Origin of the sequence: Nocardia sp. NPDC050406, assembly GCF_044459025.1 — a bacterium.
Taxonomy (GTDB): Bacteria; Actinomycetota; Actinomycetes; order Mycobacteriales; family Mycobacteriaceae; genus Nocardia.
The window spans coordinates 1,058,545-1,073,622 of record NZ_JBITIM010000001.1 but is presented as its reverse complement, the minus strand read 5'-3'; the positions used below and the strand labels follow the sequence as shown (position 1 = coordinate 1,073,622).

General features: G+C 63.9%; 19 protein-coding genes. 13 read left to right on the top strand and 6 right to left on the bottom strand.

Annotated elements, in window-relative coordinates; genetic code table 11:
* Positions 1–434: 434 nt before the first annotated feature.
* From ACIBH2_RS05055 to ACIBH2_RS05035, 5 genes are all read left to right on the top strand, one after another.
* Complete coding sequence (locus ACIBH2_RS05055) at positions 435–839, top strand: hypothetical protein (RefSeq protein WP_397113595.1); 405 nt, start codon at positions 435–437, stop codon at positions 837–839.
* Positions 840–1,031: 192 nt separating this feature from the next.
* On the top strand, positions 1,032–1,238 hold the full coding sequence (locus tag ACIBH2_RS05050) for a hypothetical protein (protein WP_397113593.1): 207 nt from the start codon (positions 1,032–1,034) through the stop codon (positions 1,236–1,238).
* Positions 1,239–1,334: 96 nt separating this feature from the next.
* Positions 1,335–2,240 (top strand): ADP-ribosylglycohydrolase family protein, encoded by a 906-nt coding sequence (locus tag ACIBH2_RS05045; protein ID WP_397113591.1) that lies wholly within the window; start codon positions 1,335–1,337, stop codon positions 2,238–2,240.
* A gap of 305 nt (positions 2,241–2,545) precedes the next feature.
* A complete protein-coding gene (locus ACIBH2_RS05040; protein ID WP_397113589.1) occupies positions 2,546–3,538 on the top strand; it encodes a TRM11 family SAM-dependent methyltransferase in 993 nt (330 codons plus the stop codon).
* A 61-nt stretch (positions 3,539–3,599) separates the two neighbouring features.
* Positions 3,600–4,511: an LLM class flavin-dependent oxidoreductase gene (locus ACIBH2_RS05035; RefSeq protein WP_397113587.1), complete on the top strand. Its 912-nt coding sequence runs from the start codon at positions 3,600–3,602 to the stop codon at positions 4,509–4,511.
* A gap of 66 nt (positions 4,512–4,577) precedes the next feature.
* Here the strand turns inward: ACIBH2_RS05035 and ACIBH2_RS05030 are convergent, their stop codons facing one another.
* On the bottom strand, positions 4,578–5,330 hold the full coding sequence (locus tag ACIBH2_RS05030) for a pentapeptide repeat-containing protein (RefSeq protein ID WP_397113585.1): 753 nt from the start codon (positions 5,328–5,330) through the stop codon (positions 4,578–4,580).
* A gap of 238 nt (positions 5,331–5,568) precedes the next feature.
* Here ACIBH2_RS05030 and ACIBH2_RS05025 point away from each other — a divergent pair, with 238 nt between their 5' ends.
* The 3 genes from ACIBH2_RS05025 to ACIBH2_RS05015 all read left to right on the top strand — a co-directional run bounded on the left by ACIBH2_RS05025 (position 5,569) and on the right by ACIBH2_RS05015 (position 8,037).
* Positions 5,569–6,153: a short chain dehydrogenase gene (locus tag ACIBH2_RS05025; RefSeq protein WP_397113583.1), complete on the top strand. Its 585-nt coding sequence runs from the start codon at positions 5,569–5,571 to the stop codon at positions 6,151–6,153.
* Positions 6,154–6,409: 256 nt separating this feature from the next.
* Complete coding sequence (locus tag ACIBH2_RS05020) at positions 6,410–7,441, top strand: hypothetical protein (protein WP_397113581.1); 1,032 nt, start codon at positions 6,410–6,412, stop codon at positions 7,439–7,441.
* 200 nt (positions 7,442–7,641) lie between these two features.
* Entirely contained in the window at positions 7,642–8,037 is a 396-nt protein-coding gene (locus ACIBH2_RS05015; RefSeq protein ID WP_397113579.1) for a hypothetical protein, read from the top strand.
* A 100-nt stretch (positions 8,038–8,137) separates the two neighbouring features.
* Here the strand turns inward: ACIBH2_RS05015 and ACIBH2_RS05010 are convergent, their stop codons facing one another.
* Complete coding sequence (locus ACIBH2_RS05010; protein WP_397113577.1) at positions 8,138–8,767, bottom strand: SMI1/KNR4 family protein; 630 nt, start codon at positions 8,765–8,767, stop codon at positions 8,138–8,140.
* A 185-nt stretch (positions 8,768–8,952) separates the two neighbouring features.
* Between ACIBH2_RS05010 and ACIBH2_RS05005 the strand changes: the two genes are divergently transcribed.
* Positions 8,953–9,591, top strand: coding sequence for a hypothetical protein (locus ACIBH2_RS05005; RefSeq protein WP_397113575.1), 639 nt, complete (start codon positions 8,953–8,955; stop codon positions 9,589–9,591).
* A gap of 264 nt (positions 9,592–9,855) precedes the next feature.
* Here the strand turns inward: ACIBH2_RS05005 and ACIBH2_RS05000 are convergent, their stop codons facing one another.
* The 3 genes from ACIBH2_RS05000 to ACIBH2_RS04990 form a co-directional block, all read right to left on the bottom strand.
* Complete coding sequence (locus ACIBH2_RS05000) at positions 9,856–10,296, bottom strand: VOC family protein (RefSeq protein WP_397113573.1); 441 nt, start codon at positions 10,294–10,296, stop codon at positions 9,856–9,858.
* Positions 10,297–10,441: 145 nt separating this feature from the next.
* Positions 10,442–11,113, bottom strand: coding sequence for a hypothetical protein (locus tag ACIBH2_RS04995; RefSeq protein ID WP_397113571.1), 672 nt, complete (start codon positions 11,111–11,113; stop codon positions 10,442–10,444).
* A 21-nt stretch (positions 11,114–11,134) separates the two neighbouring features.
* Entirely contained in the window at positions 11,135–11,914 is a 780-nt protein-coding gene (locus ACIBH2_RS04990) for an alpha/beta fold hydrolase (protein WP_397113569.1), read from the bottom strand.
* Between the two features lie 78 nt (positions 11,915–11,992).
* On the opposite strand from ACIBH2_RS04990, the gene ACIBH2_RS04985 reads away from it, so the two are divergent.
* From ACIBH2_RS04985 to ACIBH2_RS04975, 3 genes are all read left to right on the top strand, one after another.
* Entirely contained in the window at positions 11,993–12,415 is a 423-nt protein-coding gene (locus tag ACIBH2_RS04985) for a winged helix-turn-helix transcriptional regulator (RefSeq protein ID WP_397113567.1), read from the top strand.
* An 88-nt stretch (positions 12,416–12,503) separates the two neighbouring features.
* Entirely contained in the window at positions 12,504–13,019 is a 516-nt protein-coding gene (locus ACIBH2_RS04980) for a DUF6301 family protein (RefSeq protein ID WP_397113565.1), read from the top strand.
* Between the two features lie 155 nt (positions 13,020–13,174).
* Entirely contained in the window at positions 13,175–13,654 is a 480-nt protein-coding gene (locus tag ACIBH2_RS04975) for a hypothetical protein (RefSeq protein ID WP_397113563.1), read from the top strand.
* A 46-nt stretch (positions 13,655–13,700) separates the two neighbouring features.
* Here ACIBH2_RS04975 and ACIBH2_RS04970 read toward each other — a convergent pair whose 3' ends face one another.
* On the bottom strand, positions 13,701–14,015 hold the full coding sequence (locus tag ACIBH2_RS04970) for a hypothetical protein (RefSeq protein ID WP_397113561.1): 315 nt from the start codon (positions 14,013–14,015) through the stop codon (positions 13,701–13,703).
* Between the two features lie 442 nt (positions 14,016–14,457).
* Here ACIBH2_RS04970 and ACIBH2_RS04965 point away from each other — a divergent pair, with 442 nt between their 5' ends.
* Positions 14,458–15,054, top strand: a complete 597-nt coding sequence (locus tag ACIBH2_RS04965) for a hypothetical protein (RefSeq protein ID WP_397113559.1) — start codon at positions 14,458–14,460, stop codon at positions 15,052–15,054.
* Positions 15,055–15,078: the final 24 nt, after the last annotated feature.

Genomic DNA, 15,078 nt, shown 5'->3' with positions numbered 1-15,078 from the left:
CGTCGTCATCGTCGAGGACGCACGTGACGAGGTACGGGCAAAGGACTCTGGGGTGTGCTCGGGTTCGTTGTCGAGCGCGGGGGATTTCACGGTGGGACTCCCATGTCAGGAATCGGGGAGCTCGCCGTCAACCACACCGGGGCCGAACAACACGAAGCCCGGGGCAGTCGGCAGAGCTGCACCCGGGCAATGATTTGCGGATAGGTGACACAACTCAGACCAGCGCGACGTCCGCCCCGGACACGTCCCAACAATCAGGACATGCGGGTACACGGACGGCTACCTGGCCTGGGATATAGGTCACCACCTCGATTCCACCGCGGAAAGTCTGTGCCGCGCCGCGGGACGGCGGTGCGGGATCTCGTCCAGGGTACGCGGTCCGCAAATCCACCGGGCAGCGGCCTTGGCGGCCCGCACCGTGGTTGGGTAGCAGAGTGAGTCTGCTCGTCCACACTTTCCTGCCCAGCACCGACGGCCGTAGCGATGTCGTCGGCGAGGTGCTCGACACCCCGGACGGAGTCAGCGACTCCGCAGGCCCGGAACGGTGGCGCACCGACGTGTGGGGCTCACCAGGCATGCGTTCGCTCGATGCGCAGTTCTTCCCAACCCTGGCCGATCGGTCCAGACCCCGCGCCGATCTCATCGTCATGCCCGACGACATTCCCGGACTACTCAGGGAATGCCGCCTCGTGCGCGAACACCTCTCCACGCTCATCCCAGCGGAGCTGGACCCAGCCGCCGCCGAACGCCTGAAATGGGGAATCCTGGAGCGCCTGGCCAACATCGAGATCGCAGCCGGACGAGCCCTGGGCGTAGGCGGCGGCGTGCTGATCTGGTAGCCGCCAGAACGCATTACATCGCCGCGACGCGACAGCCCATCACGGAAGACGAACGGCCCCAAGGTGAATCGTCCCGCACCAGCGCGCGCTCATGTAACGACCCGCCCGCGTCCGCAACCGCTCCCGCCGCCGACCCCTCGCCGCATGCGACGCGCTCAACGGGCTACTCCCTGAATGACTCAGGAGGTCATCATGCAAGCTTTGAACAAACTACTGGGTGCGGTTTTAGGCATCCTCGGAGCCGTACTCGGCGCAGTACTAGGCATCGTGGCAGGACTGGTCTGGCTGATCGGAATCATCCTGTCCGCCACCGTTATCCTCGCCCCCGTAGGCATCCCCGTCGTAAGGCTCGGCAAGAGCCTAATGTCCACCTCCCGCAACCTGATGCACCTGTCGTAAGCGCATCTTGCACGCCGAATGGTGGACGACGCGGGTAGACGCGATGGTTGATCGTCCATTGCAGAAGTCGATCGTGGTTGGCAGTATTTGCCCGGTATGCCGCATATACCCGACATTGCTCGTGACAGCCTCGACGGCCTGTCGGTGGGCGACGCACTCGGCGCCCAATTCTTCGTACCCGGAAGCTCGGTTCCCGACCTGCTCGCGGGACACCCGCCCGCCCCGCCCTGGCCATGGACCGATGACACCGAAATGGCCTGCTCGGTGCATACCGAGATCCGCACCCGAGGCGACATCGACCGCGACGCGCTCGCGACCGCTTTCGCCGATCGCTGCGAGCCCTACCGTGGCTATGGTCCCGGCACAGTCGTTGTGCTGCACCAGATCCGCGACGGCCGCCCGTGGGCCGAAGCGGCCGCGGAGGTATTCGACGGACATGGCTCTTGGGGCAACGGCGCGGCCATGCGCGTCGCCCCTCTCGGAGCTCATTTCGCCGGAGATCCGGACCGGGCCGCCGCGCAGGCCGCTCTTTCGGCCGAAATCACCCACCGCCATCCCGAGGCGATCGTTGGTGCCATGGCCGTGGCGGTCGCGGCCAGCCGCGCTGCGGCTGCCCGCGAAACAGGTTGCACACCAGCAGAACTACTTGCCTCAGTCGATCCCTATCTGATCGACGGACACACCGCGGCGGGTATTCGCCGAGCCCGGGAACTGCTGGGGCACACGGTCGCCGAGGCCGCGTACGAACTCGGAAACGGTGCCCGAGTCAGCGCCCAGGACACCGTTCCCTTCACCCTCTGGGCTGCGGCCACCTACCTGCACGACTACCCGGCCGCTATCACCGCCTGCATCGAAGCGGGCGGGGACGTGGACACCACTGCCGCCATCGTCGGTGGCATCGTGGCCGCGCACACCGGTATCGGGAACCGCGCCGACGTCAAAGGGATACCGCGAGAATGGCTGTGCGCCAGGGAGCCTCTCCCATCATGGATGATCCGCTGACGAGATTACGGTTGTGCCTCCGGATGCCGAATTGTGCTTCCGGCCGCCGCTGGGATGGATCCGGTACTGGCGAATCGCGCTGATACGATGTCGACATGATGTTCTTCCACCTGCGTTGAGGATCCGCTGGCGAGGCGAGGATTTCCCGTTGCCAGCGAGGCGGAGCGACCAGGGGTTGTTCCGAACCTCGATGTGGGAGAAGAACGTTCATCATGTCTGTCCGCCTTGTGGCGCGGTGTTTGCGTGGGTTGGAGTCTGCCGTTGCGGCGGAAATACTCGGTCTCGGACTTGGCACCATTACCGAAATGGGCCATCGCGAAGTGCACTTTCAGACGTCGCGGCCGCACCCGATGATCACTCGGTTGCGGACTGCCGACGATGTGTTCCTGTTGGCTTTCCGCGGGCCCGATATCGGGTCTGCCAAGACGTCGGTTGCTGCTCTGGGTGAGCGTGTGTCCGATATCGATACACCGGCATTGCTGGAATCCAGACGGCTGTGTGGAGGGCCGGGGGGACTCGGCGGCGGTGTCGAGGTATCGGCGTCGTTCTTGGGGAGGCGCAATTTCAACCGCTATGACATCGAAGATGTCGTCGGGGGTGCGCTGGGTGCGCGTCTCGGACTCGACTATCACTCGCGGCGAAACGGCAACCGTCCGAAGCTCTCGTGCAGCGGATGGCGGTTGAGCCTCAACGGGAAACAGGCGCTTCTCATGCTGCGAATCACCGAGCGGCCGCTTCATCGACGAATGTACAAACAGCAGACGATCCCCGGCAGCGTGCATCCACCGCTCGCATCGGTCATGGCGGAGATTGCCGCCATCCGAGCTAGCGACCGGGTGCTCGACCCTTGTTGTGGTGCCGGAACATTGCTCATCGAAGCGGCGGATCGGCAACCAGACGCCTCCTACATTGGCTACGACCTGAATCCGACCGCACTTCGGGCCGCCCGCTCGAACTCCGTGCCTGACATGACGATCGAGCGGGCGGATGCGGGCGATCTGCCGCTGGCGTCGAACAGTGTGGACCGAGTCCTGTGTAATCCCCCCTGGGACGGTCAAGTTCCGGCGCGCGGACTCCTCGCTGGTGGTCTCAACCGGTTGTGGGTTGAGCTGCGACGGGTGCTCGAACCGGATGGTTCGGCAGTCGTATTGCTCTCCGACACCAGCGAACTCGCCATCGCGACCAGTGCCGGATTCACTCCGACACACCTACAACAGGTGCGACTGTCGGGCAGACACACGTTCATCGTTCACCTCCGACCACGGCATGGAAGTTCACGTGGTAAACAGGGGCAATGACGAGTCACGGAATCGCAGAGACGCGGCACCGCACACTTCGCGGGCGGCGCGAGGACCGATCGTGAATTCCGGGGAAGTCTTGTTCGGCCTCGGCCTCGAAAGCGATGCCACCCAGGTCGATGAGATCCTCGCGCACGCCCGCACCGCCGACAACGCGGGCCTCGACCTGGTCACACTCTCCGATCACCCCTACTTCGCGCAACGTCTCGACGCCTACTCCGTGCTGGCGTTCGTGCTGGGCGCGACCCGCAACATCACCGCCGCGACGGTCATGACCCACCTCCCCAATCGGCCCGCACCCCAGCTGGCCCGCACCGTCACCGGCCTGTCCACGATCTCGGGTGGCCGATTCGCGCTCGGCATCGGCGCGGGCGGCGGACTACCCGAGGAAAGCCGCGCCTTCGGTTCCCCGCAGCTCGCACCGGCGGCCCGGGTCCGCGCACTGGAAGAGGCGGTCATCCTCATCAGGGCACTGTCCGGCGGCGGCGAGCCGGTCACCTTCGACGGCGAGTTCTACCAAGTCACCGACCTGGCCCCGGCCGCAGCGCAGACACCGCCGATCTGGATCGGCGCGCTGGGCCCGAAGATGCTCGCGCTCACCGGCCGACACGCGGACGGATGGATCCCCGGGCACCTCGCCGACTGGCGCAGCCCCGAAGTCGCCCAGGGCCGACCGATCATCGACGAGGCCGCCACGGCCGCGGGCCGCAACCCCGCCGACATCACCACCATCTACAACGTCGCGGGAACCATCTCCCGAGACCCGTTGGCCCGCACACGCACCGAGGAAGGCCGCTGGATAGGAGGTTCCGTCGCCCAGTGGGTGGAGGAACTAACCTACGCCGTAGTCGAACACCGCGCCGGTGCGTTCATCTACCTGGCCCGCCCCGGCGACATCATCAGCGACGACACGGTCGACCGGTGGGCCCACGAAGTGGTGCCCGCCGTCCGCGAGGCAATAGCCCAGCACTGACCGGCGATCGAAAGCTCGCACCGAACACGTGGATATGCGGCGCATAGCACGCTCAGATCAGCTGGATCACTTGGCAATATCGTCGGGCGGGAAGCCGATGGGGTTGGCGAATTCGCTGCCCCGGAGATCAACTGGGCTTCGGAACTGTGCGCCGGAAAAGTTCGCGACATCGGTCATGGACGCGCACTGGAAATTGACCGTGCCGGAAAACCTCGCGCGTCCGAAATCGACCGGTCCGCTGAACTGTGCCTCGCTGAAGTCGGTGATGACACCGAACTTCGCTGCCGTGAAGTCGGCCGCGCCGGAGAAGCGGGCGTGCTGGAAGCTGACCCAATCGAAGGTCGCGCCACTGAAGTCGACGTTTCCATCGAACTGTGCGAGCACGAAACTGGGTGTCTGGTAGAAGGATGTGCAGGCGAAATCGGTTGTGCCGCAGAACTTCACACCCTCGAAGTCGGCACTACCGAAGACCGCACCGCGGAAGTCGGCGTCCTCGAGAGTTGCTCCACGGAACTCGAGGACGTGCGCAGACCAGTCGACTGCGCTGTCCGCCTGCAGATGGGTAGAGATCACCCGGGTGATGGTGCGGCGGACTGTCTGATCGTCCTGACGGTCGACGCGTAGGTACCCACACAAGCTGTCGATGCAGTCCTGGCGGCCTCGCCAATCCCATTCAGCTGCTAGGTCGGCCAGCACATGGACGGCCGCGACGCGGTCGCCAATGTCGTCAGCGCCGAGGTGAGCGGTAGCGGTGTCGAAGCGGTCGAGACGATGACGCTCGGCACGACCACGTCGACGGCGAAGATCGAAGCCGAACATTTCGGCCACGATACCGGTGAGGACCTACTGCGGCTTCGACTGCGAGTTCCTCGGCTCAGCTGGTGGAATATCAACCGGCCGTGGTGATCTGGGCCAGCCGAACGTCCGCGACTGCCGAAGAAGGGACGTGTCCGATGGTCGTCTGAGGACCGGTAATTCGGAATAAGCGCGAGAAGTGCGCGTTCAGATGTCTGGTGGGCGCGAATGAACCCGCGAAGTCAGCTATCGAGGAGTACTTATGAGGATTGTTGTGATCGGCGCGACCGGAACCATCGGTGCCCCACTCGCCGATGCTCTGGCGGCGGACCACGACATCGTGCGCGCATCCAGGCGCGGCGCGGTCCGTGTCGATCTGGCCGATCCAGGATCGATCGAGGCCATGTTCACGACAGTCGGCAACATCGATGGGGTGATCGCGGTCGCGGGCAGCGGTCGACTCGCCGGAATCTCCGACTCCTCCGACGAGGAGTACTTCACCGGCCTCGACAGCAAGTATCTCGGTCAGATGCGCCTGGTTCGCCAGGCCGCGCGGCGTGTCAACGATGGCGGATTCGTCACGATCACAAGCGGTGTCGTGCCGTCCACCGAAGCGGGGTTGTCCTTCGCCGCTGCGGTCAACGCCGGGCTCGACGGGTTCGTACCCGCAGCGGCAGCCGAGATGCCGCGCGGAATTCGGGTGAATTCGGTGAGCCCGGGTTGGATTTCGGAGACGCTCGAGTCCATCGGCCGCGACGGCACCGCGGGCACCCCGGTGGCCGAGGTGGTCGCCGCCTATCTCCAACTGATCGACGGGACGACCAATGGCCAGGTGCTACACCCTTGAGTGGGCGAAGGCTGTTAGTGCGAGTCGACCGGTTGCACGAGTATCCGCCCACGTCCCATCGCGCGCGGACCGCGGCGATTGGGGAAGGCTCCCGAAGATCAACGGGCTCAGTGCGTCTCGACCATCCGAACGCACACAAATGCCGATATGCGCGCATTCGGCTAGCGCCAAAGGCCCTCGGCTCGTTGATCTTTCACAAGCCCGCGCTGCCCGGTTCGACGCGGCATTGTCAGAGTCGATTGGCAAGATCGCGGCCATGACCAGCACCCCGACCACCCCGCCGCGGCCGTTCGACGTCACCACCGTCTTCCCTCAACTGGCTCCGCTGGCACGCACGGCGACACGGTTGCACCCTCGTCCCGGGTCGCCGTCACCGCAGGACAGTTCCATCGGCGGACCGCTGCTCTGGCCCGCCGACGAGCCCTGGCCGCACTGCGACGAGCCTCATGAAGTGGACGGAATCAATCCGGCCTTGTCCCCAGCGGAGGTGAGGCTGGAGCGACGGATCCGTGTCGCCTCGCGCGGCAGGACCCTGACCTCGCAGGAACGAGAGACCCTCGAGCGAATCCGCCCCCCGCAGGAGTATCCGGTCACGCTGGCGATCGCCCGCTATGAGGGTTCCATAGCGATGCTTCCGGTCGCGCAGCTGTATGCGCGCGACGTGCCCGATCTGCACACACCTGAAGGCGCGGACTTGCTCCAAGTCTTGTGGTGCCCCTTCGACCACTCGGCGGGTATGGCCAAGACCGCGCTGTTCTGGCGGGAGGCCGCCACAGTCACCGACATCCTCGCCGCGCCCCCCGAACCGCCCGCGGTGCAGTTCGACGGCTACCTGCCCGAGCCGTGCCTTCTCAACCCAGAGCAGGTCACCGAATACCCCGACTTCAGGGATCTGAGCAAGGAACTCCGGGAGCAGATCGGAGACTGGAGCGTGTGGCAGGCAGCCGACACGGGTGTGGACAGTGCCTACGAGATCGCCCCCGAGGAGTTCTATGCCAATGAGTTGGCCATCGCTCCCGGCTGGAAAGTCGGCGGCTGGCCTGGCTGGGGAGCCGCCGACCCCAGCCCTCTGCTCTGCCCCACCTGCGACAGCGACATGGATGCCCTGCTGACAATCGCTACGTTCGAGGCCGCCACCAGCAGCAGCTGGCTCCCACACGAAGAACCGGCACATGAACCACTCATCGGCTTCAACCACACTGCGGTCCAGATAGGTAGCGGCTACGACCAGCATCTCTACGTCTGCCGGGCGGCGCCGGAGCATGCCCATATCGAGCTGATGGCCTAGCCAACCGCAGCGGGGAAACGACTTGGACTGGTGCCGCGCCCGGATGCGCCCCCGAAGATCGACGGGCTCGAGCGATCTCGATCATCTACAACGCACGGAAATGCCGATGAGCGTGTTGCGCCCACCACAACCGATCCTGGCGAAACCGCTTGCCTGCGACGGATATAGGGTCGTCTACAGGTGCCGGATACGCTGCGACCGTGGCAATTGTTGCGATAGAGGCCCTGAGTGCCGGTGACACGATCAGCTTCGAGAGCAGCCCGGCACTGGTCCAGAGCTTGCTCCGCAATAACACGCAGAAGGACGAGCGGATCTACGATCTCAAGCTCAAGGTCTTGAGTTCAGGAGTAACCGTGGGACGTTCTTACCGTGCAGGTACAGAGGTCGAGCTGGTTCCCGTGGAGATCAGACCGGTGACGCTGGCATCGGCCATCGAAAGAACCTGCACGTTCGTGGATTCCGGTGGGTCGCTGTACGAATTGGATGTCGCGGACTTCCAGCCAGCTCTCCAGTGCATGTACGAAGGCACCACCGAGGTCTTCGCTTTGAACCTGCTGAACGGTGAAGCCGTCACCATCCGGCTAGTGCGGCGGTAGCGGTCGAAGACACCGCCATCTCCACCGCAAGGCACCACCTCGAATATCCGCTCCTGCCGCATACCGTGCGGGCTTTGAATCCTGCCGGTTCGGGGAGGGTTCACTCGTCCCAGTCCCAGTCCCACTGCAGATAGGTCTTCTCGGTGAGGTCCGACTTCCACACGCCGGGGGTCTGGTCACGAAAGGGGGTGCGGGTGTCGAGGGAGTGGGCGAGGGTTGCGAAGAATTCGAGCAGCGTGTTGGCCCAGAGGGTGCCTTCGAAAGCGCCTGAGCCGATACCCAATTCGATGACGTGACCGTAGGTTGGTCCGGGGCGGTGCTCGACGAACAGGATACCGGCGCTGATGGAGTGAGCGATCGGAACCCATTGGTGGGCATGGCCGTAGAGGGTCTCCTCGTCGAAGCCCAATGCGCGATTCTCGGCGCTGAAGGTGGTTCGCCACTCGTGGTCGGCGACGATCCGGTCGATCGGGTCGAGCATGTACCCCAACGGGAGGAATTCGCTGCCTTCGACGGCATTCCCGTTGACATGCACGGTGCCGTTGTGATTTTCGAGCAGTGCCCGGACGTCGGGGTGCAGCGCGAAACCGTGGACCGCTTCCAGGTGTGCGATCTGTTCGGCGATAGCGCCAGGTTGCAGGGTCGCGGCCGAGGCGGGCGAGTACCTGCAGAGGTGGCGGTGGAAACGGGCCCATACCTGGTCGAAGGTGTCTGGAGCGGGGTCAGGCATGGGGGTGACCATAGCGACCGGTACTGACACCGCCCCCGTGGGCAATATCCCCAACTGGCGATGAGCGTGTCGTTTACCCGAGGTGTGCTGCCAGGATTATGGTTCTCGACCTCGAGGCAGTGAGGGCACCGCGCAGTCCAGCCGCCTCATTGTTATACGTATACGTGACCACATTGGGAGGCGGCATGGGGCTGGATCTGTACCACTTCAAAGCGGTGCTTGATCCCGCGCTCAGCTTGGGTAGCCAGCATCCCTGGTTCTTCGTCGAGGAGCTTGCGCCCGAAGCCTTCACGGAGTTCGGGTTCGATCGCTACGTCCAAGACGTCCCCGATTCCGAGACGCTCCACACCGTGCAGTTCTTCGCGAACGAGGATGCGCGCCGATATGCGCAAGCCCGTGCGGAGAAAGAGGGCACCGATCCTGGAAGTGTCACCTACCTTATTGGGACGCCGGAGTCTCGCGCCGCCGACCTGAGCGACCTCGAACGCAGACTCGACCTCGATCGGGACCAGTCGTGCCGCTTCGATACACAGACACGCGCCCAAGGTTTCGCATACAGCGCAACCCTGGTGACCTACAGCAAACCCATTCTCCGGGACGGAATCTACACCGCGGAGGTCGGCTACCAGCGCAAGGGAATGACGCACGGCTTCTATGAGTACTTCAGCGCACGGCCCGCCTATGTGTACGTCCGCCCTGAGGATTTTCAGGTGGTCGAGCAAAACATGGCTCCTGATCTGTCGGAGCCGGTGCAACTGGCCATACGCGAAAAATTCACTCGAAGCTACGAGCCAGGCCGCAGCCTTTTGTACTACTCGTGGTGATAACGCCAAGCCGCGACCTCCATGGACGCGAGGGAGCGATTTCCCTGCTCGCACAAATCTTCCGCCTCGGAAGAGATCCGCTCATGCCGCGTGCCGCGCTGACCGAAACGGCCAACGCGGCACGCCGAAAGATCAATCAGCCGATCAGGTTCGAGGCCATCGGAGCGTCCGCAACTGCCGCTTTGTGCGCAATAGCGCACGCGGAGCGTCGGGCTGCCGTGCGGGGCCCGACCAGATGGACATCTCGCCGGGCCGACGCCGCGTTCAGTCCTGGGTGGTGTAGGCGTTGGATTCCCAGACGACGCCGTACTTGTCGCGCACGATGCCGTAGACCGCTCCCCAGAACTTCGCCTCCAAGGCCTCGAGCACCTCACCGTCCTCGGCGAGCTTGTCGAACGCCGTCTTCTGGGCTGTGGTGTCGGTGTACATCAGTCCGATATGAATGTTGTTGCCGACCGTGGTGGTGCCCTCGGACTTCGACTCCGCCACATTCAGGGCGCTGCCGTCGTTGAATTGGAGTTTGGAGTAGACGGCCTGCTGGTCGGCACCGGGAGTGTTCTCCATGCCGGGCACCTGGCTCAGGAGCATGGTGCGCTCTTTGATTTCCTCCACGCCGAATACGTCGCTGTAGAACGCGATCGCTTCGACGGAATTCTTCACGTACAGCATGGGGGTGAAAAGTTGCAGGGTTTCCTTGACGGCCATTTGTTCCTCCTCGTCCTGATTGCGGGTACGAAAACCACGGTAGGAATTCAATAGGTCAGTCAAAGTCCTATTGGGAGGCGTCACGCCAGTTGCGGTGTGAGACCACAGTTACGGTCGACGCGTGCTCAGCTCCCGACGGTGTCGGTTATGAATCGGTTGCGACGCTGCCGTGCAGCCCCCATCTGTCGAGGCCTGAGTAAACCAGCGCGACACGGGCTTTGGGGAAGGCGAGCGCCTTGGCTTCTCCGGTGTACAGCGCCACCAGCGAGTCCGAACCTCGCCACCAAGTGTCCGCGAGGCCCATTACCTCGCGTACTGGTTCGTAGTCGCTCACGTCGATGCCGTCGACCTCGTCACCGACGAGTCTGGTGATTCGGCGTGCCCACGTCGATGCGTGGTCGGCCAGAGCGAGTGATTCCACCCAGCCCTCGATGGTCGAGTGCAAGGGCACCCACCCTGCCTGGTCGCCGTGGATTCCGAACTCGTTGGACGGGCCGATCATGAACATGAAGGGCACGGCGGCCCGCTGCGCCCCGGCTTCGAACCACCATCCCGCAGCATCGGATTCGGGGGAGTCTGGATAGAAGTAGCGCGGGCCGCCCTCGTACTGCGGTGCGGGTGGCAAATGCAGGCCGCCCCATGTCTTCTCGTAGGCCGTCATGCGGTCGATCAATCCTGCGGGAATGCCGCGCTCGAGCCACCACTGCCGGTGGTCCTCCACGGGCCGAACCTCGACTTTGACGCCGTGTCTGCTGACAAACGATTGCGCTCGCGAGGTCAGGCCCTCGGGTATGCCTTCGACGGGACGGAGGATCACCCGGATGAGGTTATCCGGTTACTACGTCAGGAATTCGACGACGGTGGGGAGTACATCGCCGCAGCGGTCCCAGCCGCCTTGGTGGTCGGCGTCGATGATGGAGAAGAACGTCGCCGACGGTGTGTGGTCGGCGAATTCGCGCATCGGCTCATGCCACGGGTCGGCCGTGCCCGCGTACATCAGGACCGGTATTCCGGATGCGGCCACACCGGCGGACAAGCCGGGTTCGCGGGCGAAAGCGGAGTAGTTCGCTCGGAACGCGGCGCGGTTTCCGGCCGCGATCACCGCCGCTTGGTAGGGCGCGGCGGCTGCCGCCTGTTCCATCACGGGGTAGGCATCGGTGTCGGCCGGGAGTCCGAGCGCGGCAAGCGTGGGTTCCACCGCCGAGCGGAATCCTCGAATCGGGTCGAACCCTCCGGCTACCAGGCAGGAAAGTCGTTGCGGCGCAAGGGCTCCCACCGCGTACCCGGTCATGGCACCCAACGAGTATCCCCAGAACGCGGCTTGCGCGACGCCCACGTCGTCGAGCACCGCGGTCACCGACGCCACTCTGCGCTCTAGCGAGTAGTCCGCCTCTGCGGTCGGCGCATCGCTGGCACCCAGCCCCAGCGGATCCATCGCGATCACGGTGAAATCACCGACGAGTGCCTCGGTGTATCCGCTGTGAGCCCAGTGCCGACCATCCTGGAACATCCCGGGATGCAGGAGCAGTGCGGGCCCCGTGCCCGCGATTTCGTAGGCGATCTTGACACCATTGGTCCGGGCGAAGGGCACCGCTAACCTCTTTCCGCTACTTCCCACGCATACGCAGGAACGTTACGACTTGTAACGGAGGTAATCGTCACGCATGATCAAACCCGTTGGGAAGGAGGCACTTTCTTGTCGCCACGGAACCCCGGGGTAACGAACCAGGTCAACGATCAGGACTCGATCATCGACGTCTGTCCGCTCCCGGAAGTGCTGGCCTTGATCGGCGGCAAATGGAGCGCTCAAGTACTGGTGGAACTCGGCGACGGCCCGCGCCGCTTCAGCCAACTCGAACGCGCCATCACCGGAATCAGTCGCCGGATGCTGACCGTGACGCTGCGCGACCTGGAACGCAACGGACTCATCACCCGCACCGTCTATCCGGACTCCCCGCCCCGCGTCGAATACGCCACCACCGATCTGGTCGAAGAGATTCGAGCGCCCTTGGAAGCGCTCACCGCATGGGCGAAGGTCGCCGCACCGGCGATCACCGCGGCACGTGACCACTTCGACAACCGAGAACTCTCCAGCACAACACCCCTGCCGAATATCTAGGTCAGCGCTGCCAGCCGATTCAGCGCGGGCACGCACGATTGATGCAGGGTGGCGTAGGCCGACTCCTCTCCGGATGTAGCCTTCGCGCATGCAAGCCGATATCGATGGAGCTCTCCGAATCGTCAGGGCCGCTGGCGCATTCGATTGGACGTGGACCGAGGGCGACCTGACCAGGTTCTGCGACCGGGTGGGTTGGAGAGTCACTGCCTCAGGGGCAGACCACGCCTCCATTCAAACCGATCTCCAGGTATCGGCTCCCCGCGCACACGCATTTCTCGACCGCGGAACTATCCAGCGCATGGCCCTCGCGGGGAAAGCGATCAAGTGGATAGACGTCTGGGTGTCCGACCTGGCCGACGATGAGGAAGAGGACGGATCGGACGAGCACAGAGCCGATTTGGCTCGAACCTTCGCACAGCTCCACGACCGTCTGGGCATCGAGATGGGCTCCGCCGACGAGAAAGAGTTCGACGAAGACCTCGGCTACGAAGTCCGTTGGACCGAGAGACCGGCCGTGATCACACTCGCTCTCAATGCCCAGGCAGTCAGCCTTAGCATCACAAATCCGCTCTACCGTGAATGGGCAAACGAGGGAGACGAGTAGTCATGGCCTCCGCTACCGCCACACCGTTGTAGGGGCGGTCAGGCTTTGAACTCGCTGCGCCGCAACAACGGCCGGAAATCGAGCTGCGCCTGCTGATTTCGAGAGCTAGCCTGAGCGCTCGATAGTGGAGGGGGAGGGGATTAGCGCATATCTGGGTGACCGTGTGCTTGCCGCCGGATGCGATCGATGATGTGCAAACCGCGCTTGCTCACGCCCTCGCTCCGTTCGAGATGTACGAACAGCCCGCCGACCGATCCATGTGGGACACATGGCGGATTCGCGGCGGTGGCGAAGGCGCTGGGTTCTATGTACGACCCGGCTTCGAGGACGACCCCCGGTTGATCCACGACACCCCCAACTACTGGGGTGAGGTATCCGCCACCAACCGAGGCGAGTGCGCGGGCGGCCCAAAGGCCTTGCTGGACCTCGCAAGGAACACCAACCAATACTGCGATTTGCTCACCCTCGATGGTTGGTGGGTCGAGGACAGTGGTGTCTGGGCACATAAGAGCTGGGACGAAAACACTTGCTACGCAGACGAGCCCGACTGCCCAGTACCACCAGGAGGCAACGAGGACTACCTGGCGGCACTGCCCGAAGACACAGTGCTCGTCCGGGTCTATTGCCACGGCTGACGCGGCGCGCGTGCCAGACAAATCGTGACGCTTCAAACAATGATCGTCATGGCAGTGACTCTACAAATTGCCAAGTGATCGGAGACGGCACCCTCGATTCTGCCGTGGTCCGCGCTTCGTCGACCGAACGGTGCGGCCCGGAATCAGGCCAGAATGCCGCGTCGTCGCGGAGGACTTTGAACGACACGTAGTAGGCATGCCCGGCCGAATCGAGGAACGGCTCCTCGCCCGCCGCGAGTGTGCCCTCTTCTCGGGCCATCTCGTACCAGAAGTCGTAGTCGAGACGGACCAGGAGCACCGGCATGAGGACGCCGTCTGCATAAACCCACGAACCCATAGCTACGATCTCCCGGCCGTTCATGATGACCAGATGCTACGCAGGGGTGAGGGAGACTCGCGTCGGGGTCCGGCCAGCGACCTACATTGCGCGACCCGGGCGATGGTCGGCCGTACAAACCTGCTGGCCGACAGTAGATCCGAATCGTGAAGAGCCGCAGAAGGGTTCGTATGCTGCGGATTCACGGGCTGTGGCGGCTGACGACACACCATCTGCCGCATGGCGCGCTGACCGAAACGGCCAACGCGGCACGCTGAAAGATCAACCAGGCGAGCAGATCTGAGGCCTCGGAACGTCCGCTCATGCCGAATTCAGTGCGATTCGAAATGGCATCTGCACACGGTGCGGTCTACTCCGAAGGCGCAGATCAGTTGTCGCACCATCGCTTCCGGTGTTCAGCATGCCTTGTCGTCGACGGGTGTTACGTTGCAGCGAGGATCTCGTTTCAACCGCTGGAGAGGGGCGCATGTTCGACGCACGGCTCGCTGAGTTTTCCCGCGAGCGATTGGATGGCCGACCGGTACCCGACGATCTTCGAGTGCTGCTGGTGGCTCAGTGGGAAGGCCGTACCGATTTCGCGCACCTTCTCGACCTGAACTTCTTCGAGGCGGGTGAGGTCAACCCGCTTCTGGATACCAGCTATCAACGCGAAGAGGATCTCGCGCACCCGGAGACGCAGGCTGACAATGCCGGAGCCGCGGAGTTGGCCCGGTATCTCAAGCTCGTGGCGAAGGGCGGAAAGGGGTGGGTCGGTTACTGGCTGCACCCCGACGAGCCCGTAAGCCGTGGCTGGCGCGTCATCATGCTGGACACCGAATTCACTTTCTGGGGATTGGCCGGATCCAGCCTGGCCGAGGGGGTCGCTGCCGTGCAGGCGCGTTACCAGGACGAGCCCGACGAACGAATCGCGTTCACGCGGCTGGCCGCTGAACTCGCCGAGCTCGGACTGCCGCTGAGCACCTGTGACTACGACGCCCTGGCCGACAGCTTGTTCACGGTGGATCCGGAGGAAGTCCTAGAGGCACTGGTCGAAGCTGAACGCGAGAAGCGCGGTCTGCTCTAACCAGATGCCTCGATGCTGTGGCTG